At 65.8% G+C, this 23486-nt stretch carries 22 protein-coding genes and 1 tRNA gene; 8 read left to right on the forward strand and 15 right to left on the reverse strand.

What is annotated here, in order from left to right:
* Positions 1-6 precede the first annotated feature (6 nt).
* From rfbB to QZX62_RS10985, 5 genes are all read right to left on the reverse strand, one after another.
* Positions 7-1065 (reverse strand): dTDP-glucose 4,6-dehydratase, encoded by a 1059-nt coding sequence (gene rfbB, locus QZX62_RS10965; protein ID WP_294174415.1) that lies wholly within the window; start codon positions 1063-1065, stop codon positions 7-9.
* Positions 1065-1616 carry a dTDP-4-dehydrorhamnose 3,5-epimerase gene (gene rfbC, locus QZX62_RS10970; protein ID WP_294174416.1) on the reverse strand — a complete coding sequence of 184 codons (552 nt, stop codon included), beginning with the start codon at positions 1614-1616 and terminating at the stop codon, positions 1065-1067. The genes rfbB and rfbC overlap by 1 nt, the downstream gene beginning before the upstream one ends.
* Complete coding sequence (gene rfbA / locus QZX62_RS10975) at positions 1609-2493, reverse strand: glucose-1-phosphate thymidylyltransferase RfbA (RefSeq protein ID WP_294174418.1); 885 nt, start codon at positions 2491-2493, stop codon at positions 1609-1611. The genes rfbC and rfbA overlap by 8 nt, the downstream gene beginning before the upstream one ends.
* A 72-nt stretch (positions 2494-2565) precedes the next feature.
* Positions 2566-3579 (reverse strand): EpsG family protein, encoded by a 1014-nt coding sequence (locus QZX62_RS10980; RefSeq protein WP_294174419.1) that lies wholly within the window; start codon positions 3577-3579, stop codon positions 2566-2568.
* Positions 3580-3701: 122 nt separating this feature from the next.
* Positions 3702-4121 carry a lasso peptide biosynthesis B2 protein gene (locus QZX62_RS10985; protein ID WP_294174420.1) on the reverse strand — a complete coding sequence of 140 codons (420 nt, stop codon included), beginning with the start codon at positions 4119-4121 and terminating at the stop codon, positions 3702-3704.
* A 74-nt stretch (positions 4122-4195) separates the two neighbouring features.
* Between QZX62_RS10985 and QZX62_RS10990 the strand changes: the two genes are divergently transcribed.
* A tRNA-Ile gene (locus tag QZX62_RS10990) sits at positions 4196-4270 on the forward strand.
* Between the two features lies 1 nt (position 4271).
* Here the strand turns inward: QZX62_RS10990 and QZX62_RS10995 are convergent.
* Complete coding sequence (locus tag QZX62_RS10995) at positions 4272-5636, reverse strand: HAMP domain-containing sensor histidine kinase (protein WP_294174421.1); 1365 nt, start codon at positions 5634-5636, stop codon at positions 4272-4274.
* Between the two features lie 284 nt (positions 5637-5920).
* Between QZX62_RS10995 and QZX62_RS11000 the strand changes: the two genes are divergently transcribed.
* From QZX62_RS11000 to QZX62_RS11010, 3 genes are all read left to right on the forward strand, one after another.
* Positions 5921-6676, forward strand: a complete 756-nt coding sequence (locus tag QZX62_RS11000) for a YaaA family protein (RefSeq protein ID WP_294174422.1) — start codon at positions 5921-5923, stop codon at positions 6674-6676.
* Positions 6677-6766: 90 nt separating this feature from the next.
* Positions 6767-9571: a DNA gyrase subunit A gene (gene gyrA, locus QZX62_RS11005; RefSeq protein WP_294174423.1), complete on the forward strand. Its 2805-nt coding sequence runs from the start codon at positions 6767-6769 to the stop codon at positions 9569-9571.
* Positions 9572-9623: 52 nt separating this feature from the next.
* Positions 9624-10094, forward strand: a complete 471-nt coding sequence (locus tag QZX62_RS11010; protein ID WP_294174424.1) for a host attachment family protein — start codon at positions 9624-9626, stop codon at positions 10092-10094.
* Here QZX62_RS11010 and QZX62_RS11015 read toward each other — a convergent pair whose 3' ends face one another.
* The 7 genes from QZX62_RS11015 to QZX62_RS11045 form a co-directional block, all read right to left on the reverse strand.
* Positions 10095-10526, reverse strand: a complete 432-nt coding sequence (locus QZX62_RS11015; RefSeq protein WP_294174427.1) for a DUF488 family protein — start codon at positions 10524-10526, stop codon at positions 10095-10097. It abuts the gene before it with no gap.
* An 11-nt stretch (positions 10527-10537) separates the two neighbouring features.
* Complete coding sequence (apaG, locus tag QZX62_RS11020; RefSeq protein ID WP_294174450.1) at positions 10538-10927, reverse strand: Co2+/Mg2+ efflux protein ApaG; 390 nt, start codon at positions 10925-10927, stop codon at positions 10538-10540.
* Positions 10928-10955: 28 nt separating this feature from the next.
* The gene (gene recO, locus QZX62_RS11025; protein ID WP_294174429.1) at positions 10956-11693 is read right to left on the reverse strand and encodes a DNA repair protein RecO; all 738 of its coding nucleotides are present in this window, start codon (positions 11691-11693) and stop codon (positions 10956-10958) included.
* Positions 11690-13633: an excinuclease ABC subunit UvrC gene (uvrC, locus tag QZX62_RS11030; protein ID WP_294174431.1), complete on the reverse strand. Its 1944-nt coding sequence runs from the start codon at positions 13631-13633 to the stop codon at positions 11690-11692. Before uvrC ends, recO begins: the two co-directional genes overlap by 4 nt.
* A gap of 45 nt (positions 13634-13678) precedes the next feature.
* Entirely contained in the window at positions 13679-14398 is a 720-nt protein-coding gene (locus tag QZX62_RS11035; RefSeq protein WP_294174432.1) for an amino acid racemase, read from the reverse strand.
* 261 nt (positions 14399-14659) lie between these two features.
* A complete protein-coding gene (locus tag QZX62_RS11040; protein ID WP_294174433.1) occupies positions 14660-16150 on the reverse strand; it encodes an NAD(P)(+) transhydrogenase (Re/Si-specific) subunit beta in 1491 nt (496 codons plus the stop codon).
* On the reverse strand, positions 16143-16433 hold the full coding sequence (locus QZX62_RS11045) for an NAD(P) transhydrogenase subunit alpha (RefSeq protein WP_294174434.1): 291 nt from the start codon (positions 16431-16433) through the stop codon (positions 16143-16145). Before QZX62_RS11045 ends, QZX62_RS11040 begins: the two co-directional genes overlap by 8 nt.
* Positions 16434-16575: 142 nt before the next feature.
* Between QZX62_RS11045 and QZX62_RS11050 the strand changes: the two genes are divergently transcribed.
* Both QZX62_RS11050 and QZX62_RS11055 read left to right on the forward strand, forming a co-directional pair.
* Positions 16576-18876, forward strand: a complete 2301-nt coding sequence (locus tag QZX62_RS11050; RefSeq protein WP_294174435.1) for an EAL domain-containing protein — start codon at positions 16576-16578, stop codon at positions 18874-18876.
* Between the two features lie 266 nt (positions 18877-19142).
* On the forward strand, positions 19143-19559 hold the full coding sequence (locus tag QZX62_RS11055) for a secondary thiamine-phosphate synthase enzyme YjbQ (RefSeq protein ID WP_294174437.1): 417 nt from the start codon (positions 19143-19145) through the stop codon (positions 19557-19559).
* A 29-nt stretch (positions 19560-19588) separates the two neighbouring features.
* Here the strand turns inward: QZX62_RS11055 and QZX62_RS11060 are convergent, their stop codons facing one another.
* Positions 19589-20731: an NAD(P) transhydrogenase subunit alpha gene (locus QZX62_RS11060; RefSeq protein ID WP_294174440.1), complete on the reverse strand. Its 1143-nt coding sequence runs from the start codon at positions 20729-20731 to the stop codon at positions 19589-19591.
* Positions 20732-20741: 10 nt separating this feature from the next.
* On the reverse strand, positions 20742-20891 hold the full coding sequence (locus QZX62_RS11065; RefSeq protein WP_294174442.1) for an aa3-type cytochrome c oxidase subunit IV: 150 nt from the start codon (positions 20889-20891) through the stop codon (positions 20742-20744).
* Positions 20892-20994: 103 nt separating this feature from the next.
* Between QZX62_RS11065 and QZX62_RS11070 the strand changes: the two genes are divergently transcribed.
* Together QZX62_RS11070 and QZX62_RS11075 are read left to right on the forward strand one after the other, a co-directional pair.
* Positions 20995-22431 carry a sigma-54 dependent transcriptional regulator gene (locus QZX62_RS11070; protein ID WP_294174452.1) on the forward strand — a complete coding sequence of 479 codons (1437 nt, stop codon included), beginning with the start codon at positions 20995-20997 and terminating at the stop codon, positions 22429-22431.
* An 18-nt stretch (positions 22432-22449) separates the two neighbouring features.
* Entirely contained in the window at positions 22450-23232 is a 783-nt protein-coding gene (locus tag QZX62_RS11075; protein WP_294174443.1) for a phosphodiester glycosidase family protein, read from the forward strand.
* Positions 23233-23486 lie beyond the last annotated feature (254 nt).

Raw genomic sequence — 23486 nt, forward strand, 5'->3', positions numbered from 1 at the left:
ACAGTCTCATCCAGCGGTGCCCAGCCGCTCGCCGCCGTACTTGCCGTCCCGGATCGGCTTCCACCACCAATCGCTCCCCAGGTACCAGTCGACCGTCCGGGCGAGCCCGCTCTCGAAGCTCTGCTCGGCGCGCCAGCCCAGCTCCCGTTCGATCTTGGCCGGGTCGATGGCGTAACGGCGGTCATGGCCGGGCCGGTCGTCCACGAACTGGATCAACGAGCGACGCGATCGTCCCGACGTAAGCGGCACGCGCTCGTCCAGCAGGGCGCAGATCGCCTCCACCACCTGCAGGTTGGTCCGTTCGGCCCTGCCCCCGACGTTGTAGCTCTCGCCCACGGCTCCGCGGGTCAGCACCACTTCCAGCGCTGCGGCATGGTCGTCGACGTACAGCCAGTCGCGGACATTCTCACCGCGCCCGTAGACCGGCAATGGCCGGCCCTCCAGCGCATTGAGGATGACCAAGGGGATGAGCTTCTCGGGGAAGTGGTAGGGTCCATAATTGTTCGAACAATTGGAGAGCACGACCGGCAGACCGTAGGTCGCGTGCCAGGCGCGCACGAGATGGTCGGAGGCGGCCTTGGTGGCGGAGTAGGGCGACGATGGGGCGTACGGCGTGGTTTCGGTGAAGGTGCCTTGGTCGAATGGAAGGTCGCCGAACACCTCGTCGGTCGACACATGGTGGAAGCGGAACCGTGTCCGTGCATCGCCGGTAAGCGTGCGCCAGTAAGTGAGCGCGGTCTCCAGCAGCCGGAAGGTCCCGATCACATTGGTCTCGACGAACGCCGCAGGTCCGTCGATCGACCGATCGACATGGCTTTCCGCGGCGAGATGCAGGATGCCCTCGATCCGCTCCTCGGCGAGCAGCGCGCCGACCATCTGCTGATTGCCGATGTCGCCCTGTACGAAGCGGTAGCCAGGCGCTCGTTCGACCTCTCGCAGCGACTGGAGACTGCCCGAGTAGGCGAGCTTGTCGAGGTTTACCACGCGCATGCCGCGGCCGACTAGGCGCCGGACCACCGCGCTGCCGATGAAGCCGGCGCCGCCCGTCACCAGCACCCGGTCCATCAGCTGAACAGCTCCGCGTCGGCCAGCAGCGGCGCGGACCGATCCTTGGGCGACAGCGTCAGCTCGGCCTCAGCTATCGGCCAGACAATGCCGATGGCCGGATCGTTCCAGCGGATCGCGCGGTCGTGCGCACCGCTATAGGGTGCCGTGACCTTGTACTGGACTTCCGTGTTCTCCTCCAAGGTCATGAAGCCATGAGCGAAGCCCGACGGGATTAGCAGCTGGTTCCACTCCCTGGCCGACAAGGTACGCGAAACCGCGTGCCCGAAGGTGGGGGAGCTCCGGCGGATGTCCACCGCGACGTCGAACACCGCGCCGCGGGTAACCCGGACCAGCTTCTGCTGAGCGAAGGGGGGGACCTGGTAATGGAGGCCGCGAAGCACGCCCTTGTCCCGCGACAGCGAATGATTGTCCTGGACGAAGACGAGGTCGAGACCCCGCTCCGCCCAGATCGCGGCGTTCCAGACCTCGGAAAAGAAGCCGCGCTCGTCCGAGTAGCGGCGCGCGCGCACCTCCCGCACGCCGAGCCCGATCTCGGCGATTTCAAGCATGGACGAGGTGATCCCTGGCGCGCCGGCGCAGGTAATCGGCATAATCGGTGCGGCCAAGCTGGTCCGCCCGTTCCAGCAACTGCTCCGGCTGCAGATAGCCAAGCTCCATGCCGATCTCTTCCAGGCACATGATCTTGAGGCCCTGCCGGTGCTCGATCGTCCGGACAAAGGACGAAGCGTCGTGCAGGCTGTCGTGAGTGCCCGTGTCGAGCCACGCATAGCCGCGGCCCAGACGGCACACCTGCAGCGAACCTTGGTCGAGGTAGGCGCGGTTGACGTCTGTTATCTCCAGCTCGCCGCGTGCCGAGGGCGCCAGGCCCGCCGCAATCTCCAGCACGGCATTGTCGTAGAAATAAAGACCGGTGACCGCCCAATTTGACTTCGGCACGGCCGGTTTCTCTTCGATCGACAGGGCCGTGCCGGAGGACGGGTCGAACTCGATCACGCCGTAGCGCTGCGGGTCCTCGACCGAGTAGGCGAACACGGTTGCCCCGGCCTTGCGCTCCGCAGCAGTGCGGACGGTCGCAGCCAGCCCCGCACCATAGAAGACGTTGTCCCCGAGGATCAGCGCGACCGGCTCCCCGCCGACGAACTCTCGGCCGATGATTAACGCTTCGGCCAGTCCATTAGGCGCAGCCTGCTCCGCATAGGACAGTCGCACGCCGAACGCCGAGCCGTCGCCGAGCAGCGCTTCGAACCGCGGCAGGTCGGCCGGGGTGGAGATCACCAGTATTTCGCGAATGCCGGCGAGCATCAGGGTGCCAAGCGGGTAATAGATCATCGGCTTGTCGAAGATCGGCAGCAGCTGCTTCGATACCGCTAGCGTCGCCGGGTACAGCCGGCTGCCGCTCCCGCCGGCGAGGACGATCCCTCTCACGCTTCATTCACTCCCGCTGCCCAATTGCGGCTCTAGACCGATGGCGGCAGCGGCCGCAACTTGCTTCCGCGCTCACATGGGAAACAGGCGATAGGGGATCCAATATTCGGCATGTGCCGCGAAGTTCAGCCATACGAATTGCACCAGAAAGGCGTAGGCGATCACGAGCAGGCGCCCCAGCCCCTCGCTGCCCAGCGCGAGGGGCAGCCGCGACAGGACGGCGAGCTGAAGCGGGAAGATGTACAACGCCAGCCGATCCACCACGGTGCTGGAGGGAAGCAGCAGCAGCAGGACGAGAAAGCCGATCGCCGCATAGGAGAACATGCGCCACAAGCGTTCCTCCTGGCTCGGGAAGTTAAAGCGCCGTGGAGCGGCGAGGAACATGAGCGCCGGCAGCAGGCTCATTCCAACTCGGATCGCCGCACCTTGCGAGTTGTACTCGGCCACGAGGTAGTTCTTGACCAACGTATCGACTGATTCTGCCAGCAGTGCGTCGTAGAGGAGCAGGAACATGGCGCCACCGGCGATGAAGTTGAGCAAGCGGTTGCGTTCGCCGGCGAAGATCACCAGTGGCAGGACGACAATGGCGGTTCGGTGGAACAGGGCGGCCAAGCCGACATACAGCGCGAACCTGATGACCGACGCGCCTCGCCCGAGAGCCGCCAGCCCGGCCATCAGGATCCCGATGGCGACCGCCTGCCGCGAGTAGCCCATGGCCACCACTACGGTGAGATAAGGCACAGCCACCAGCACGGCGAGCCACGGTTCCGGCTGCACGCGGGCGAACTGCCACAAGCCCCAGCTGAAGATCAGGCCGCACAGGAGATTGACGCCCCACATCTCGCCGCCGAGGTGCTGCACGCTCCAGTTCAGCAACTGGTAGGCAGGGTCGCTCAGCTGCAGCACCCGGCTGAGCGAGGCATAGCTCGCCCATTCGAAGTAGAACTCGTAGGTGTTCCAATCCGCACCCACGCGGTAACGAAGACCCACCAGCAGCGCGATCAGCATGGCGCCGAGCAGCAGCATCAATGAAGGATGGGGCCGGGCGGGTTCGGCGACCGGAGCGGCGCCGGAGCTCAGCGGCACGGGCTGCTGGGGCGCACTCCGCGAAAGCAAGGCGCCAACGGCAAAAAAGGCGAACAGCAACCAGTAAGGGAACACGTCTTTCGCCCCGCCCGCGGTAGCTCCGGGCTATAGGAAGCGGCTGCTCAAGCGTCCAGCGGCGGCGTCGGGAAAGTGGCTACGCAGCGGTGCGGATCGGCCTGCTCTTCCCCGATCACCGGCTGCCCCCACAAACTCACCCAGACATGGGCAGATAGACGGTCGGCATCGCTCCTGACGCCATAATGCAGCTGAGCCGCCCCTCCTCGCCCCCGGAGCATCCAGTGCGTCGCCAGGCCTTCCTGGAAGCAGACGATCCGCCACGGCAGCCGGCGGGACGCCCTGCGGACGGCAAGCGCGATTGGCGCGGGATCGAGAGCGGTCTGGCGGCCGGCCCCGATCCGGGTGCTTGCCACGATCCAGCGAAACGGCCAGAAGCGCACGGCCAGGCTCGCAAGGGTAAGCGCCGCGCAGGCTTCGGCGAACAGCGCGAAGTCTTCCAGGCGTGGCGCGGTCTTCGGGGACATGCTTTCCCTTAGCATCGCACGGCAAACTCGACATCCCTTGGCGCAGCGCCGCCGCGACGCTATCCGCGATGCCGGGGCCTGTAGCTCAATGGTAGAGCCAGCCGCTCATAACGGCCAGGTTGGGGGTTCGAATCCCTCCGGGCCCACCACTCAACTGCGTGCGGCCGGCAAGTGCAGACTGAGCCGGTCGGCCGTGATGTCCAATCGTCCCCCGGCGACGATCGCCAGTCCTCTGACCAGCCGCAATGCAAAGCCGGTGCCCAGCCCGGAGTCAGCGCCAGCATCGAACGTCGGATCCAAGAGCTCCTGCTCGCCCACTCCCCGCAAGGCCCTGGGTCGATCCAAGGATACCGCGATCAGCCGGGCCTGGCGCTGGGCGCGCAAACTGAGCTCCTCGCCTTCGGTAACTGCGCCGAGCACGGCGTCCACGAAGCGGTTCAGCAAGCGCGTGGCGAGATCGTGGCGAAGGGCAGTCCGAACAGTCCGTCCCGTCGGCTCGACCGTCAGCCTGACCCGCTTGGCAGCCATGGCGGGTTCCAGCGCTTGCGCGACGTCGGCCAGCAGCTCGGCGAGAGAGCTTGCGTCTTCTCCGTCGAGGCGACCCGACTGCAACTTGGCGGCAAGATCCAGATCGTCGACCGCCGCCACCAGCCGCCGCGCCTGGCGGACGATCTCGGCCGCGCGATCGCGATAGGCGCGATGGGCAGGACCCAGGATCTGGCCCTCGATGATTTCGCCAAAGCCGATGATCGCGTTCAGCGGTGTACGAAGCTCATGGATCAGCTCACGGAGGTGATCGCTGTCGAGCGACGGGGCTTCAACGGGCGGTTCGCCGGCGCCGGTCTCTTCGTCGGGCCCCCGCCGCGCCGAACCATGATAGCCGGCAAAGCGGCCGGTGTCGGGGAAGAAGGCCGGCGTGCCGCTCCACCGCCACTCCCCCGCCATCTCGCCTTCCCGGGCGATCACCAAGGCTTCATCCTTGAACGGCAGCCGCGCGGCGAAGCGCTGCCCGAAATCCTCGGCCAGCGAACGTCCGATCAGGGCCGCCCGTGCGGCGCCTTCGATCCAGTCGATCTCGCCGGTCGGCCCGCACTCCCAGCGAAACAAGCCCGGAGGGTCGGCGTTGCTCGGCGCGGCAGGCGCTTGCCTTGCTTCCGCAACCGACAGCTCGGCGAGACCGGTCTTCGCTGCTCCTTCATCCCGCCTGTCTGAGCGCTGCGCGCTCATCAGCTCTTGCACTTGCGGAGCGGCCTTCTCGCGCAGCTCGGCCCAGTCGAGGTCGTCGAGTTGGGCAGCCGCCAGCAAGGGGGCGGCGACTTCAGGCCGATCAAGGAAGACGGCGAGCAGCGCGCGCGGCACCCCCGGCCCGGCGATCGCCTTGGCAGCGGCCAAGCGTACGGCGTCCGGCACTTCGCTGGACAGGACGGCGATCCGCTCCAGGGCACGATCGAGCAGCGCCGGGTCGGAGGTGCCTGCTCCACGCGCGACGAGCTCGACCAGCTGGCGCCACTGCACCGCGCGGTCGCGCGGGGCGTCGGCGGACAGGGCAAGTACCGTGGACAGGCGATCGTCGAACCGCAGATGGTGCCTCGTGCGCGGGGATGATGTTCAGCGCAGCTTGTAAGCGCGCCGTTATGTAAGAATAAATGACCTGCAGGTTAACTATCCCGTAATGACACAAGAGCAAGCGGTGGTGTTACTCCGGCACGCTCTACCTGCTCGGGGAACAGGGGCTTGCTCCCGTTCCCCCGTGAGCCCTCGCTTTGACGCAGGCGGAGCAGCACTGCTAGCGCCTTGCCGTGATTATCCTTCTTTCACCCGCCAAGACGCTCGACCTCGACAGCCCCTATGCGGAACGCCCGACCGAAGCCCGCTTTGCCGCCGAAGCCAACAGGATCGCGCGCGCCGCGGCCAAGCTCGGGCCCGAGCGGCTGGCCGAACTGATGCACATCTCGCCCAAGCTCGCGGCATTGAACGCCGCGCGGTTCAAGAACTTCGCACAAGCCGAGGAACGCCCGGCCATCCGCGCCTTTGCCGGCGATGTGTATCGCGGCTTCGATGCCTCGAGCCTGAACGAAGATGCCATCGGCTTCGCCCAGGAGCACCTGCGCATCCTGTCCGGCCTGTACGGTGTGCTCCGGCCGCTCGATGCCATTCGGCCCTACCGGCTTGAGATGGGAACGAAGTGGGCACCCAAAGCTGACAAGCTGACCGATCATTGGGGGACCAAGGTGATGAAGGCGGTGCTGTCCGACCTTAAGCAAGAGGGTTCCGGCACCATCCTCAATCTCGCTAGCAACGAATATTATGCAGCGGTCCGGCCGCACCTGCCGCGCCGCGGCGTGCGGGTCATCGCGGCCGACTTCCGGGTCCGCACCGCCAAAGGCATGCAGTTCCAGAGCTTCACGGCCAAGGTTGCGCGCGGTACCTTGGCCCGCTGGGTCTGTGAGGAACGGATCACCGATCCTGCTGCCCTGCGCTTCTTCGATGCGGACGGCTGGCGGTTCGAAGCCGAAGGCTCCACCCCCAACAAGCCGCTCTACGTCCGCGGGTGACCGCCTTTCCTCTCGCGCGCGTACGCGCGGGCTGCTAGGCCGCTCCGAACGGGCTCCGCGCCCATCAGATTAACAGAACAGGATAGCTTCTTGGCCACCCAACCGCCGGCGGAAACCCCGAGCAGCGACGCGATTGCCCCCATATCCATCGTCGAGGAGATGAAGACCAGCTACCTCGATTATGCCATGTCGGTGATCGTCAGCCGCGCGCTGCCTGACGTGCGCGACGGGCTGAAGCCGGTGCACCGCCGCATCCTCCACGCCTGCCAGGAAGCCGGGTACGTCGCCGGGCGACCATACCGCAAGTCGAGCCGCATCGTCGGCGACGTCATGGGTAAATACCATCCGCACGGCGACAGCGCGATCTACGACGCGCTCGCGCGCATGACCCAGGACTGGTCGATGCGCGTGCCGCTGATCGACGGCCAAGGCAACTTCGGGTCGATGGACCCCGATCCGCCCGCGGCCATGCGCTACACCGAAGCGCGGCTGGCGCGGGTCGCCAACTTCCTGCTGGGCGACATCGACAAGGACACCGTCACCTTTCAGCCGAACTATGACGCCAGCGAGCGCGAGCCGCAGGTGCTTCCCGCGCGCTTTCCCAACCTGCTGGTCAACGGCGCGGGCGGCATCGCGGTGGGGATGGCGACCAACATCCCGCCGCACAACCTGGGCGAGGTCATCGCTGCGTGCCGGGCCTACATCGACGATCCGACGGTCACCTCCGAAGGCTTGATGGAGCAAGTCAAGGGACCGGATTTCCCGACGGGCGCCATTATTCTGGGCACCGCGGGCATCCGCAGTGCCTACACCAGCGGCCGCGGCTCGATTGTCCTGCGCAGCCGCTACAAGATCGAGGAAGTCCGCGGCGACCGGCGCTCGATCGTGCTGACCGCCATCCCCTATCAGCAGGGCAAGAACGCGCTGGTAGAGAAGATCGCCGAAGCGGCGAAAGACAAGCGGGTGGAGGGCGTCAGCGACATCCGCGACGAGTCCAACCGCGAGGGCGTGCGGGTGGTCATCGAGCTCAAGCGCGACGCCACGCCTGAAGTGGTGCTCAACCAGCTGTGGCGGCACACCCCGGCGCAGGGCTCCTTCCCCGCCAACATGCTGGCGATCCGCGGTGGCCGCCCGGAAACGCTAACGCTCCGCGACATTATCGAGAGCTTCGTCAAATTCCGCGAGGAGGTGATCACCCGCCGCTCCAAGTTCGAGCTGGCCAAGGCGCGGGACCGGGCTCATATCCTGCTCGGACTGGTGATCGCGGTCACCAACCTCGACGAGGTCGTGCGCCTGATCCGCGGCTCCGCCTCTCCCGCCGAAGCGCGTGAGAAGCTGCTGCAACGCGAGTGGCCCGGCGACCAGATCCGGGCTTACATCCAGCTGGTGGAGGCGGTCGAGCCGCAGGCGCTCGGCGAGACCTACCGGCTGTCCGAAGCGCAGGTGAAGGCGATCTTGGAGCTGCGCCTCCACCGCCTGACCGCGCTCGGCCGCGACGAGATCGGCGGCGAGCTAGAAGGCCTGGCCCGCACGATCGGCGAGCTGTTGGAGATCCTCGGCAACCGCGCCCGCCTGTACGAAGTGATGCGCGAGGAGTTGGACGAGGTCGACCGGGAGTTCGCCACGCCGCGGATGACGGAGATTGCCGCCGCAGCCGACGGGATCGACGACGAGGACCTGATCGAGCGCGAGGAGATGGTCGTCAACGTCACCATGACGGGCTACATCAAGCGCACGCCTCTCGCCCTGTTCCGCGAGCAGCGCCGCGGCGGCAAAGGCCGCTCGGGCATGAGCACCAAGGACGAGGACGCGGTCACCAACCTGTTCGTGACCTCGACCCACAATCCGGTACTGTTCTTTTCCAACCTCGGCCGCGTCTACCGCATGAAGGTGTGGCGTCTGCCCGAGGGCGGGCCGACCGCGCGTGGGCGGCCGATGGTCAACCTGCTGCCGCTGGCGACGGGCGAGGTCATCACCACCGTCCTGCCGCTGCCCGAGGATGAGGAGAGCTGGGGCGACCTCCACCTGATGTTCGCGACCGCCCATGGCACCGTTCGGCGCAACAGCATGGACGCGTTTCGCAACGTGCCGACCGCCGGCAAGATCGCCATGCGCTTCGGAGTCGCCGAGGAGGGCGAAGGCGAGGACGTGACCGACCGGCTGATCGGCGTATCGCTGCTGAGCGAAGAGGACGACGTGCTGCTCGCCACCCGCAACGGCAAGGCGATCCGCTTCATGTCGACTGATGTGCGCGAATTCCAGAGCCGCACCTCGACCGGCGTGCGCGGCGTCCGGCTGCTCGGGGATGACGAGGTCATTTCCATGTCGATCCTCCACCGGGTGGGCACCACCCAGGAGGAACGCGAGGCTTATCTCCGCTGCCCGCCGTGGCGCGACCGGGAGGGCACCGACTGCACCCTGCCCGCCGAGCGGATCGCCGAGATGGCCGAGGGTGAGCAGTTCATCCTGACTGTCACCGAGAACGGCTACGGCAAGCGCACCAGCGCCTACGAATACCGCCGCACCAACCGGGGCGGCCAAGGTATCACCAACATCGACACTTCCGCCCGCAACGGCCGGGTCGTCGCGAGCTTCCCGGTGAAGCCGGGCGAGCAGATCATGCTGGCGACCGACCAGGGCAAGATGATCCGCACCACGGTCGGCTCCATCCGCATCGCCGGCCGCAACACGCAGGGCGTGACCATTTTCCGCGTGGCCGACGCTGAGCATGTGGTGAGCGTCGCCAAGATCGACGAAAGCGACGAGGTCGAGGTTGAAACGCTGGCGGACGAACTGGCGCCGGACGATGGCGCCACAACCGGCGAGCAGGAGCTCGACAAGCCGGTTGACCCGGGCCTGGAGGACGCCAACAGCGACGAGCCGAGCGGCGAGTAGCGGAACGCGGCAGCAGCGGGTCTCGTTCTACTATGGCAAGAAGGAGACCCGAATGCCCATTCCCAACAGCGCACTTGTCCTCGTCATCGACGGCCGAAAGATGCTGTTCTTCCGCAACCAAGGCGATGAGAACCAGATCGACCTGCGCACGGAAGCGCACGACGAGCGCGACGACGCCGATTACAATCGGGAGATCAAGACCGACGCGCAGGGCACCGCATCGACCAGTGCCGGCATGGGCCGACCATCGATGGAAGAGACCGACTTCAAGCAGCAGGAAGAAGACAATTGGGTCAAGGAAGCGGCTGAGAACCTGCGCATGCGGGCGCTTAAGAACGACTTCCAGCACCTGTGCATCATCGCTCCGCCCAAGGCGCTGGGCGTGTTGCGCAAGGAACTGCACAAGGAGGTCGAGAAGCGGGTTGTCTGCTCCATCAACAAGGAGATGAGCGGCCGTCCGATTCCCGACATCGAGGCGCTGATCGTCAGCGAGACCAAGGCGTCCGAGCCCGCGGACGTTTGATCAGGCGAACAGGTGGGTGACCCTGGCTTGCGGGGCCACCCACCTCACCAGAAGATTGCGGTGACAGCAAGCCGGCTCCCGTTCGTAGCACAGCAGCGCGCTCGGCTTTTCCGCGGCCAGTTCCAGCATCTGCGCGCCCGCGGCGATCGCTTCCGGTAGCTCCAGCTGGCCCGAGTAGATGCGCTCCAGCTCCGCCTGTCGGCCCTTGCGCGCCGCCTCCCGCCCCGCCGCCGGGGTACCGAGCGCGCGCAGGTGGACGTAGCCGATCCCGGCCTCGCCCAGTGCGCTTTTCAGCGGGGTCTTGGAGAAGCCCGGCCGCCGCGAAAGCGGAAGTGCGCGAACGTCGATAACCTGTTCGGCGCCAGCATTCTTCAGCGCTGCAAGGAAATCGGCAACGGTGGCCGCCTCGTAGCCGATGGTGAAGAGGTGCAAGAGACCGTGCCTCAGACCGGCCCGATCAGCGCGAACTTGGGAATGGCGATATCAAAGGCCTCGCCGTCTTCGTCGACCATCCGGTAGCTGCCGTGCATGGAGCCGGTCGGCGTCGCCAGCGGGCAGCCCGAGACATAGTCGAAGCTGGCCCCGGGCGCGATCAGCGGCATCTCGCCCACAACCCCCTCGCCCCGCACCTCGTGCACAGCGCCGCGGCCGTCGGCGATCAGCCAATAGCGTGACAACAACTGGACGGACTTGGGCCCCTCGTTCTCGACTCGGATGTGATAGGACCAGAACCAGCGACCGCTGGCCGGCGCCGACTGTTCGGCAAGATAGCTGACCGCCACCCGAACGATGATCCCGCGAGTCTCGGCCTCATGCGGGAAAAGCACCGCCAGCGTGTCGGAAATGGCCATGGCGGGAACGCTAGGCCAGCCCGGCCGCCCGACGCAAGCGATCAAGCAGGCGGGAGCGCGCTTCCAGCAGCGGCTCCGCCCGGTCAGTCAGGATATCGCGCGCCAGGAAGTGTCCGGAGAGCGCCAGCCCGTCCAAGGTGTCCACCCAACTTGCCGGACCGCCTGCGAGTACGAACGGGGGCAGCGTTAGCAGCCGACCGGCGTAGGGTTCCGCTTCTGGGGCGCTGACCGCCCGGCCTGAGCGCGGGCTGACCGCCACCAGCTGGTCGGTGCGCCCGCTCGCCGCGCATTCGCTGAGGTCCAGGCCGAAGCCCAGCTCCGCCAACAGCAACAGTTCGAACCGGACCAGTGCCGCCGCCCAGCCTGCCGCGGTTGGTGCCGCTTCGATGGCCTCGAGCAGTCCTGCCAGGCCGGAGTAGATGTGCCTGTAGGGCTGCTGTTCCGGCAATGCGGCGGCGGTCAGGGCGGCAACCCACTCGATGGCTGCAGCCGGGAGTGGTTCGCCCAGCAAGGATCCGCGGCTGTGAGTGAGCTCCACGATCGCCTGCGGCAGCTGGGTGTCCGTTCGCGAGACGAGCTGTGCCTCTACCAGATTGCCCGCGATTAGCACCGGCCGCATCCGCCGCCCGCGCGCGCCGCGTACGTAGGCGGCCTGCAGCCCATGCTCGGGCGTAAGCAGCCGCACCACTGCGCCATGTTCCCCGTGCGAGCGGAGCCCGAGGACGATGGCGGGAGTGGTCAGTCTCATCCGTTGGGATGGAAATAGTCGTAGAGCTGCCGCGCAGTCCCCTTGCTGATCCCAGGCGCCCGCTCAAGATCGTCAAGCGCCGCCCCCTTGACTGCCCGCGCCGTGCCGAAGTGCATCAGCAGCGCCCGCTTGCGATTGGGACCGATCCCCGGAACCTCGTCCAGCGTCGAAGTGGTCAGGCTTTTGGCCCGCTTGGCCCGATGCGTGCCGATGGCGAAGCGGTGGGCCTCGTCACGCAACCGTTGCAGGTAGAACAGCAGCGCGTTGTTCGGCGGGAAGGTCACCTCGCGGCCGTTGGGCAGGTGAAATACTTCGCGTCCGGCGTTGCGGTCCGGTCCCTTGGCCACGCCGACCACCGGCACATCGTGGACCCCCGCGTCTTCCAAGATCTCCATTACCGCGTTGAGCTGGCCGCGGCCGCCGTCGATCAGCAGCAGGTCCGGCCACTCGCCACCCTGCCGGTCCGGGTCCTCCTTCTCCAGCCGGGCAAAACGCCGTTCGAGCACCTCTTTCATCATGCCGAAGTCGTCGCCAGGCGTGATCCCCGACTTGATGTTGAACTTGCGGTAGCTGTTCTTGCGGAAGCCTTCCGGGCCGGCGACGATCATCGCACCGGTCGCATTGGTCCCCATGATGTGGCTGTTGTCGTAGACCTCGATCCGCTTGGGCACGTCGGGCAGCTCAAAGGTATCCGCGAGTTCGCGCAGCAGCTTACCCTGAGTGGTGCTCTCGGCCATGCGCCGCTCGAGCGCCTCTTCGGCATTGCGGGTCGCCTGGTCCATCAGCTTGCGCCGGTCGCCGCGCTGCGGGCGTTCGATCAGCACCTTGCGTTCGGCGCGCTCGGAAAGGGCCTCAGCGATCAGCTCGGGCTCCGGCAGGTCGCGGTCGACCAGGATGCGCTTGGGCGGCGGCATGTCCTCGTAGAACTGCACTAGGAAGCTCGCGAGAACCTCAGCTTCCGGCACGTCGCTGGTATGCGCAGGGAAGAAGGCGCGATGGCCCCAGTTCTGCCCGCCGCGGATGAAAAAGGCTTGAATGCACATCTGCCCGGCCTTGCAAGCGAGCGCAAAGATGTCGGCATCGCCGAGCCCTTCCGCATGCACTGTCTGGCTGCCCTGAATGAAGGTCAGCGCCCGCAACCGGTCGCGGTAGACCGCGGCGAGCTCGTAATCATGCTTCTCCGCCGCCTCGGCCATCAGCTTGCTGAGGCGCGTCTGCACATTGGTCGACTTGCCGGTGAGAAAGTTCTTGGCGTCTTCGACCAGTTCCGCGTAATGCGCCGGGTCGATGCGCTGGACGCATGGCGCCGAGCAGCGGCGGATCTGGTACAGCAAGCAAGGTCGCGAGCGGTTCTGGAAAAAGCTGTCGGAGCAGCTCCTGAGCAGGAACAGCTTCTGCAGCGCATTGAGCGTGCGGGTGACGGAGCCCGCGCTGGCGAAGGGTCCATAATACTGGCCCTTGATGCGCCGTGCGCCGCGATGCTTCTGCACCCGCGGGAACTGATGATCCTCGCGTAGCAGGATGAACGGGAAGCTCTTATCGTCGCGCAGCAGCACGTTGTAAGGTGGTCTGAAGCGCTTGATCAGCTGCGCCTCTAGCAGCAACGCCTCGGCTTCGGTGCGGGTGGTGACCACCGTCATGGAGCGGGTCTGCGCGACCATCCGCTGCAGCCGCTTCGACAGCCGCGCGACCTGCGTATAGTTCGTCACCCGCTGCTTCAGCGCCCGGGCCTTGCCGACGTACAGCACGTCGCCCTTGGCATCCTGCATCCGGTACACGCCGGGCCTCGCCGGAAGGGTTTTCACTACGTTGCGGATCGCCGCGACCCCCGCCTCCAAGTCCGGGGCGTCGGTGCCCCGGACCGTATAGGTAGCCTGGTCCTCGTTGAAGCGCTCAGTCGCTCGGGGGTGCTCCGGGCGGTCGGCGGGGGTGCGATTCATGCTTCGTACTTAGGCCGCACGGAGCGGCACGCAAGCTGGCCAACGCTAGGCCGCTGCCCTCGCCTCTTCAGCCTCTTCCAGCATCCACTCGACGGCGGCACGCGCGTGGATAGCAGTGGTGTCATATACCGGAAGCACGTTGGCGCGAACGTCGACCGCCATCACCAGCTCGGTGCAGCCTAGCACGATAGCTTGCACCTTCTGCTTCTGCAGCTCAGTGATCAGCGTCTTGAGCTTGCGCTGGCTGTCGCGCACCACCCGGCCGGCTGCCAGCTCCTCGTAGATGATCCGGTCCACCTCCGCCCGCCATTCCGGCAGGAGCTCGCAAACGGCGATGCCGCGCTTCTCATAGTGCTCGCGGGCCCAAGCTTCGGTCATGGTGAAGCGGGTGCCCAGCAGGGCGACGCGGGTGCGCCCCTCAGCCTGCAGCCGGTCGGCCGTTGCCTGGCGGATGTCCACCAAGGCCAGCCCGGAAGCCTGCTGCGCCGCCTCGGCATTCTTGTGCATCGTGTTTGAAGCCAACAGCAGACCTTCTGCACCTGCCGCCTTCAGCCGCTCGGCCGCGCCGGCGATCACTCGGTCCGCCCCGGCCCAGTCGCCGCTGCGGTGATAGGCCGCGTAGTCGCTCTCGAAATCGAGGCTCTCGATAACCAGCCGAGCGCTGTGCAGCCCGCCCAGCCGTGCGGCAACCGCACGATTGATCTGCTCGTAATACAAGACGGTGGAGGACCAGCTCGCCCCACCGATGATGCCCAGCTTGCGCACCCTAGTTCCCCTTACCCGTACGCCCCGCACCGGCGACCGGCTGGGGGCTTCAACCCAGAAACGATTGTTGTTCGAGAGCTTTACCCAACCCTCTTATCAGGAGCTCATTCACCATCTCGCGAGGCTCGGCAAGCATTCGCGGGGGCTGAGCAAGCAAAACAGTTGATAACGCGCCGGAGTGTTGCCGCGAAACGACGGGCGGGCCGGACGAGGCTCGGCCGACAGCCTTGACAATGGTCAAGGGTATAGCTCCTCGGGGACCTATCCCAGTGCCTTGACCACTTCCTCAACCATCTTCTTGGCGTCGGCGAGCAGCATCATCGTGTTGTCGCGGTAGAAGAGCTCGTTGTCGACGCCGGCATAGCCGGCCCCGCCCATGCTGCGCTTGATGAACAGCACGGTGCGCGCCTTTTCCACGTCCAGCACCGGCATGCCGTAGATGGGCGAGGTCTTGTCGGTCTTAGCCGCGGGATTGGTGACGTCGTTGGCGCCGATCACAAAGGCGACGTCGGTCTGGGCAAACTCCGAGTTGATGTCCTCCAGCTCGAACACCTCGTCATAAGGCACGTTGGCCTCCGCCAGCAGTACGTTCATGTGCCCGGGCATGCGGCCGGCGACGGGGTGGATGGCATATTTAACACGCACGCCCTCGGCCTTGAGCTGGTCGGCCATCTCCCGCAGGGCGTGCTGGGCCTGCGCCACCGCCATGCCGTAGCCGGGGATGATGACCACCTGGTCGGCCTGCTTCATCAGGAACGCCGCGTCCTCGGCCGAGCCACGCTTGTAGGGACGGTCGATGACCTCCCCGCCGCCACTGCTCGCGACGGCGCCGAAGCCGCCCGCGATCACGGACAGGAAGCTGCGGTTCATCGCGCGGCACATGATGTAGCTGAGGATCGCGCCCGAGCTTCCGACCAGCGCCCCGGTGATGATCATGGCGCTGTTGTGCAGCGTGAACCCCATCGCCGCCGCGGCCCAACCCGAGTAGCTGTTCAGCATCGACACGACCACCGGCATGTCGGCGCCGCCGATAGGGATGATCAATAGGAAGCCGATGGCGAAGCTCAGTGCCGTCACCGTCCAGAACACCCACGGGCTCTGGTCGACGGTGAAGTAGGCGATCAGGCCGAGAATGGCGGCGAGCGTACCGAGGTTGATGAGGTGCCGCCCGGGCAGCAGGATCGGCGCCCCGCCCATGTTGCCGTTGAGCTTGAGGAAGGCGATGACCGAGCCCGAGAAGGTAATGGCGCCGATCGCAACACCGAGGCCCAGCTCGATGCGGCTGACCGGGTCGATGCTGAGGAACGAGGGGCTGGCGATCGGCGTGATGCGGGCGGCGATCCCGAACGCTTCGGGGTTGAGGAAGGCGGCCGCCCCGACCAGCACTGCGGCCAAGCCCACGAGGCTGTGAAAGGCGGCGACGAGCTGGGGCATCGCCGTCATTGCGATGCGACGCGCAGTCGCGAGGCCGATGGCGGCGCCGAGAGCGACAGCGCCGAGGATTTGAGCGAGGGTGATCCAGTCGACACCGTCGTTTCCGAACAGCATGTCCCGAGGTAAGCTCGCGGTCGAGGGAAGATGCGTGACCAGCGTGGTCACCACGGCGATCGCCATGCCGATCATGCCGAGCCGGTTGCCGCGCTGGCTCGTTTCCGGGTGCGACAGCCCGCGCAGGGCTAGGATGAAGCACACGCCCGCAGCCAGGTAGGCGAGCAACACCCAGGCGGGCTGTTCGTGCACCGCCTCAGGCATCCTTGCGCTCCTTCTTCTTGTACATTCCCAGCATGCGGCTGGTCACCGCGAAGCCGCCGAAGATATTTATGCTGGCGAGCACCACGGCGAGCAGGCCGAGCCACTTGGCCAGGGCGCTACCAGCCGCCGCCGCGGCGATCAGCGCTCCGACGATGATCACGGAAGAGATCGCGTTGGTCACCGCCATCAGCGGCGTGTGCAGTGCCGGAGTAACCGACCAAACCACGAAGTAGCCGACGAAGCAGGCGAGTACGAAGATCGAAACTATCGAGATCAGGTCCAAGGCTTACCTCCGCCCGTGGGTTCGCTGCGCACCTTGGCGTGCGCCCATCTGCCTGTCGAGTGCGCCGCAAACTGCGAACAAGGCGATTCACCAAGAAAGGGTTTCCACTTTGATAACCTTTTTCTTCGATAGCCAACCCGAGATGCGCTTGAGCAAGCCACGTGCGAAGGACGCCCCCTCCCGGCAGCCGCGCAAGCTGCTGCTCTGGACGGCCGTCGCCTCCCTGCTTTTCGGCTTTCTCGGCTTGGGCGAGATCCTCGAGGACCAAGCGCGGGTAGCTCGCAATTCGCTGCATAGAACCGAAGCCAGCGGCGATATCGTTCTGGTCGGCATCGATGATGCCAGCTTGCGCGACGTCGGCGAATGGCCTTGGCCACGTGCGCGAAATGCACAGCTCATAGCTACTGCGACCGAGCTTGGCGCGCGCAACATCTTCGTGGAGACACTGCACGAGAGCCCCACCGATCCTTACAACGATCGGATCTTAGCTGACGCGATTGCCCGCTCGGGCCGCGTGACAATGTCGGCTCGCACCAGAGTTGGCCCGCAGACGGGCAAGCTGATCGCAGCCCTGCCGATGCCGATGTTCATTGATCACGCCAAAGTGGCCAGTGTTTCGCTTTTCTACAACTATCAGAATGCCGTGTGGCGCTTGCCGTATTCCGCGCCGGTCCAGGGCCTCCCTCTGCCAAGCCTGTCAGCCGCCATCGCCGGGAAACCAGACCTTGTGCGAGGCGATTACCGGCTGGATTATTCCATCGATCCGAAGACCGTGCCCTATGTGCGGGCAAGCGATGTCCTTGCAGGTCGCGTCAGGCCGGACTTGCTGAACGGCAAGCAGGTCGTGGTGAGCGCGTTCACCGACCAGATCGGCAAGGAGTATTGGATACCGGGTCAAGGCCGGATGGCGAGCGCAATGGTCCACATCATCGGCGCCGAGACCTTGACCCGGGGATCGCCCCTCAACCTGGGCTTCGTGCCAGCATGGCTGATTGGCTTGGCTGTTGCCGGCTTTGCTTCGCTCCGAACCAAAGGACATCGCACGGCAGTTCTCCTCGGCAGCTCGGCACTGCTGCTGCTGTTTGGCCCGGCCGTGCTCGAAGCCAACCTCATCTTCGTCGACGTCACCCCAGCCTTGTTCGCGCTTCTTATCGTTGCAAGTCGCTTGGCTTGGTTGCGCTGGCAAAGCGGTGGCCTCATCAACAGCCTTTCTGGCCTGCCCAATCTCGCTGCCTTGCGCGCCGAACGTGCGGTCGACGGCCAAGCCTTGGTGGCAGCCCGCATCCACAACTATGCGGAAATTGCATCCACGCTCGGCCCGAACGAGGAAGCGGCGCTTACCCAGCAGCTAGTGCAACGGCTGACGGTTGCCGGCGGCGCTGATGCGCGCATCTATCAAGGGGACGAAGGCATCTTCGCCTGGTTCGTGGATCCCGGAGCGCCGCTGGCGAACCACCTGGAGGCGCTGCACGCCTTGTTCCGGTCGCCCTTGAACGTAGGCGGCCAAACCATCGACGCTGCGGTGACCTTCGGCGTCGAGCTGGGCAGCGCGCGCGCCCTGCAGAACCGTCTCGGCAGCGCTCTTGTGGCGGCTGATGAAGCTTGGGACGAGGGTCTCAAATGGAAGTATCACGACCCCTCCCGACAGGAGGAGGTGGGCTGGCGCCTGTCCTTGCTAGGGCAGCTGGATGCCGCGATCGACAATGGCGAAGTCTGGGTCGCTTACCAGCCGCAGCTCGACCTTCGCCGGCGGTGCATCATGGGTGCCGAAGCCCTGGCGCGGTGGACGCATCCGACGAAAGGACCGATCTCGCCGGTAGAGTTCATCGCCGCCGCCGAACAGCAGGGCCGCATCGGCAAGCTTACCGACTTCGTTCTCGACCGCGCCATTGCCACCGCTGCCGCAATCAACCGACGCGGTCTGCAGTTCACGGTGGCCGTCAACATCTCGGCCCGCCTGATGAACGACAAGGGCCTCGTGGATCGCGTTCAGCGCCTCCTGCGCACCCACGGCCTTGCTCCGGAGCGGCTGACGCTCGAGCTGACCGAAACCGAAGCTCTGCAAAGCTCCACCAGCGGCCCCGCCGTGCTCGAAGCGCTCCGGGCAGCCGGCATCAGGATCGCCATCGACGATTATGGCACTGGGCTCTCGACCCTCGAGTATCTCCGGAAAGTACCAGCAAGCGAGATCAAGATCGATCAAACGTTCGTGAAGGCGATGCGGCATAACCGCTCCGATCTGATCATGGTCGAGTCAACGATCGCTTTGGCACATTCCCTTGGCCGTACCGTAGTTGCCGAAGGCGTGGAGGACAGGGCGTTGCTCGACCAGCTCGCTGAACTGAAGTGCGACGTGGCCCAAGGTTATGCGATCGGCCGACCGATGGGCGTTCGCGAACTGGTTCAGCACCTGCAAATGCGCACTGGCAGGAGAGTTGCCTAAAGAACATCCCTAATCATTTGCTAACCGTATCGATTAAGGTTAACGTGCCCGTGTTGCAGCGCGAATCAATGCTGTGCGCAACAGGGAGATACGGCATGGCTAAAGTGAGACAAGGTACGGCAAAGGTGACTTTCTGGAACTGGCTTTTGGGCTGCGGCTGGAGCCGCTGAACATCACCGGCTGTTACCGAATCTTTTAGAGTGCCGAACATGAAGCGCGCTGGCCCTACGGCTGGCGCGCTAGTGTTTTGGGGCTAAGTTACTGCGATGAAACAAGTATGGGGCCTGCTTGAGGTCGTTGCGCCCGCGGCCGGGCTGTTCGACATTACCGACCGGATCGCCAGCTGGACAAACGAGGAGCGCTTTTCCTCCGGTCTGCTGACCGTCTTCTGCCATCATACCTCTGCCTCCTTGCTGATTCAGGAGAACGCCGCGCCGGCGGCCCGCCGCGATCTGGAGCGTTACTTCGCCCGCATCGCTCCGGAGTCCGCCGCCTACGAGCATGACGAGGAAGGCCCAGACGACATGCCCGCGCACCTGCGCACGGCGCTCACCCAGACGCACCTCGGCATCCCGCTTCAGGACGGCCGGCTATGGCTCGGGACCTGGCAAGGCATCTACCTGTTCGAGCATCGCCAACGCCCATCGCGCCGGGAGATCGGGCTACACCTGATCGGCGAATAACATTCGATAAAACGAAGCGCTGGTCTTGCTCAGGCAGTCGGCCGAGCTGCCAGCAGCCGTTCGTTGACGATCACACCATCCTTGGTCACTCGAATGCCGCGAACGATCTCGTCATCGTCCGGGAGAACCGGCCCGCCCAGTTCCTTATCCCAGAACGCCGACAGGAAGTTGTAAACGTTGCGGGCGAACAAGGCGGATGCGTCGGCGGGCAGGCTGCGCGCCAGATTTACGGCGCCCAGGATCGTGACGCCGTGCTTCTGCACCCGCTCGCCGACTACGGTTCCTTCCACGTTGCCGCCGGCATCCGCGGCCAGATCCACAAGAACGCTGCCGGGACGCATGGAGGCGATCTGGGTGTCGGAGATGAGCCTCGGTGCCGGCTTGCCGGGGATCAGCGCCGTGGTGATCACGATGTCCTGCTTGGCGATGTGCCCGGACACCAGCTCGGCCTGAGCGCGCTGATACTCGGCCGACGTCTCGGTCGCGTAGCCGCCCTGGCCCTCGCCTTCGATCCCCGCCACATCCTCCACGAAGACCGGCTTGGCTCCGAGTGACTGGATTTGCTCCCTCGTCGCGGAACGGACGTCCGTCGCGCTGACCTGAGCGCCAAGCCGCCGCGCCGTCGCGATCGCCTGCAGCCCGGCGACCCCGACCCCCATGACAAACACCCGGGCGGGACTGATCGTCCCGGCCGCGGTCATCATCATCGGGAACGCCCGCCCGTACGCGGCCGCCCCGTCGATCACCGCCTTGTAGCCGGCGAGGTTGGACTGGGAGGACAGCACGTCCATCGACTGCGCACGGGTGATCCGCGGCATCCATTCAAGGGAGAGAGCCTGGAGCCCGGCCGCGGCATAGGCTTGGATGGCGTCACCCCGGCGGATTGAGTCGAGCGCCCCGACCAATATCGCCCCTGGCGCCGCGCCCGCCAGGGTTACAGCTTCCGGTCCGCTCACGCTGAGAATGATGTCGGCTCCCGCCAGCACCGCGGATCGCGGCCCGGTAATGGCGCCGGCCGCCGCGAACTCGGCATCGGTGATCGCCGCCGCGAGTCCGGCGCCCTCCTCGACCGCGAGCTCGGCACCCAGCGCGATGAACTTCTTCACCGTCTCCGGGATTGCCGCGACCCGGGTCTCACCGGATGCCGTTTCGGCAAGAACCGCGATCTTCAATGCCGTGCGTTCAGCTCGAGATGATGATCAGCACGAGCAGTGCGATCACAAAGGAGATGATCGCGCCGTATTTCAGCAGCTTGATCATAAGGGAATAATCGCGGGCGTGGTGCCTGAAATCGACCTCGCCGCCCCCATTGTTATTGATCTGGTCCGCCATGTGCCTCCCCGAACTGGAATATCGCGGGCTCCGCCATAACAAGCCGCTCGGCCGACCCCAAGCCCTTAAGTCCATCTTTACCGACTGCGGCTATCTCAGCGGCATGCGCGCCGATACCATTCGTTTCCTGCTGCTGGTCGATGCCGATGCCGCCGAGCGCCGCCTGGTCGCCGCGACGGCCAGCCGAGCAGGATGGAACACGCTCGGTGCTCCTGGGATGAGCGAGGCGACCGAGCTGCTGAGCGGCCCGCACGGGCATGAGATCAGGGCGGTGCTGATCGGCGGCTGGGATTCGGTGAACGGTCCCGCGCTGGTGCGGGCACTTCGGGTCGATCGTCCAGGTCTGCCGATCATCGTTCTGGCGGAGAGCGGCTCGATCGCCCAAGCCGTTGAAGCCATGCGCGCTGGCGCTTCCGACTTCCTGTCGCGCCCGGTCGCTCCCGAACGGCTGCTCGGAGCATTGTCGGTCAACGCGGACCGCCGGCGCGCGGCAGGCGAACTCGCACCCTTGTCTGAGAAGCTAGCGCCGGCATTGGCGCTGGAAGAACTGGTCGGCGCCGCCCCCAAGTTCCGCGCGGCCCTGGCGGTTGCCGCAAAGGCAGCGCGTCACCGGCTGCCGTTGCTGATCGTCGGTGAGCCCGGAACCGGTAAGGAGACGATCGCCCGCGGCGTTCATGCAGCCTCGCAACGGGCGCGCGGGTCGTTTCACCAGATCGACTGCAAAGCCGTCCCTGCGAACATCATCGACTCCGAGCTGTTCGGTCACGTTGCCGGCGCCTTTCCCGGCGCCTTCGCCGAGCGGGTCGGCAAGCTGGTCGAGGCCGATGGCGGGACCTTGCTGCTCCATGAGGTCGGCAGCCTCCCGGCCGAGACCCAGGCCATGCTCGACCGGGTGCTGGCAACGGGTGAAGTGCGCCCAGTCGGGTGCAACGGCAGCCACTCGGTCGACGTGCGCGTGATCGCAACCTCCGGAAGCTTTCTCGGCGAACAGTTCCATTCGGGGCTGGCCCAGCGGCTCTCGGGCACGGTGGTGCCAGTTCCGCCGCTGCGTGAGCGTAGCGGCGACATCCCTGCCCTTGCGCGGCACCTGCTTGCCCGGATCGCCGGGCAGCCCGGCATACCGCCGCTCTCGATCGCCAATGACGCGCTCGCGGTATTGATGCGCTACGGCTGGCCGGGCAACGTCCGCCAGCTTTCGAACGTGCTGTTTCGCGCTGCGCTGCAGTGCCAGGGCGCGGCGCTGACCGGACAGGATTTCCCGCACATCGCGATCCAGTCTCGCTTCTCCGGTCGTTCGCAGGACTTCCCTCCCGAGCTTAGCAAGGCTTCGCAGGACGCGGCCGTAGCCGGTGCGCCGGCGATCACCTTGTTCCAGAGCGACGGTCACCTGCGTACGCTGGAGGAGATCGAGGCGGATGTGATCCGGCTGGCGATCGGCCATTACCGAGGCAAGATGACGGAGGTCGCCCGGCGCTTGGGAATTGGACGCTCGACCCTGTACCGCAAGCTGGGCGAACTGGGCATCGACAACCTGGGCTGAAGCCGCCACGTTTCGGCGATGAAGCTGATCGTCGCCCTCCTCCTCCTGCTGGCCGCCTGCCGCAAGGCGGACTCCGCACCGGCCGACGACTCCGCGAGAGCCGCCGACAGTCGGTGCCGGCAGATGCTATTCGAGGGCAGCCGCTTTACCGTCTGCCGCGATCCCCGCGCCCGTGTGGAGGTCCGGACGGCAGGGCGCGACGGCCGTCCTTTCCGCAGCTTCGCGGCGCTGGAGCATGTGCTTGGACACGACGCCGGGCGGGTCCGCTTCGCCATGAACGCCGGCATGTTCGACGCCGACGGTCGAGCGATCGGCCTGCTTATCGAGCACGGGCGCGAACTGCACCCGATCAACCGGCGGGAGGGCGGCGGTAACTTTCACCTGCTGCCCAACGGCGTGTTCCTGGTTCGCGAGGGCGGCAAGGCGGAGATCGTCACCAGCGCCGCCTTCGAGCCGGCCGCGGACATCGCCTTCGCCACCCAGTCCGGGCCGATGCTGGTGATCGACGGCAAGCTCCACCCGGCGTTCGAGCCCGACGGCCGCTCCCGCTTCGTCCGCAACGGCGTCGGCATCGCTCCGGACGGCACGCTGGTCTTCGTTATCAGCGAGGACGCGGTGAGCTTCGGCAAGTTCGCCCGTTTCTTCCGCGACGGGCTGAAGTGCCGCAACGCGCTCTACTTCGATGGCTCGGTGAGTTCGCTGTGGGACCCTGTCAACCACCGCATGGACAGCTTCGCCGCGCTCGGGCCGATGGTGATGGCGTTCGCTCTGGAAGGAGAGGAAGGAGAGAAGACGCGCTGATTCCCTCCACGAGTGCCGAGAAAGGTCCGAAAGGTCGCACTCACGCGCTCGCCCAAGTTGACTCGCTTGACCTTGATCGCTGATCTTCGCGTGACTCTTGTGACCTCCGTCACCTTCATACCCGATCGTCTTGAGTGAGCTAGACGTCGCCATCCCGGACGGAATGGCAGATGCGGGGGCTGTAGGAGAGATATTTCGGGCTGGATGTCTGCTTTGGGTGGAAAGCAGATATTAGCGTTGGACGCTCCCGCGTC

This window comes from uncultured Sphingomonas sp., assembly GCF_902806265.1.
GTDB lineage: Bacteria > Pseudomonadota > Alphaproteobacteria > Sphingomonadales > Sphingomonadaceae > Sphingomicrobium.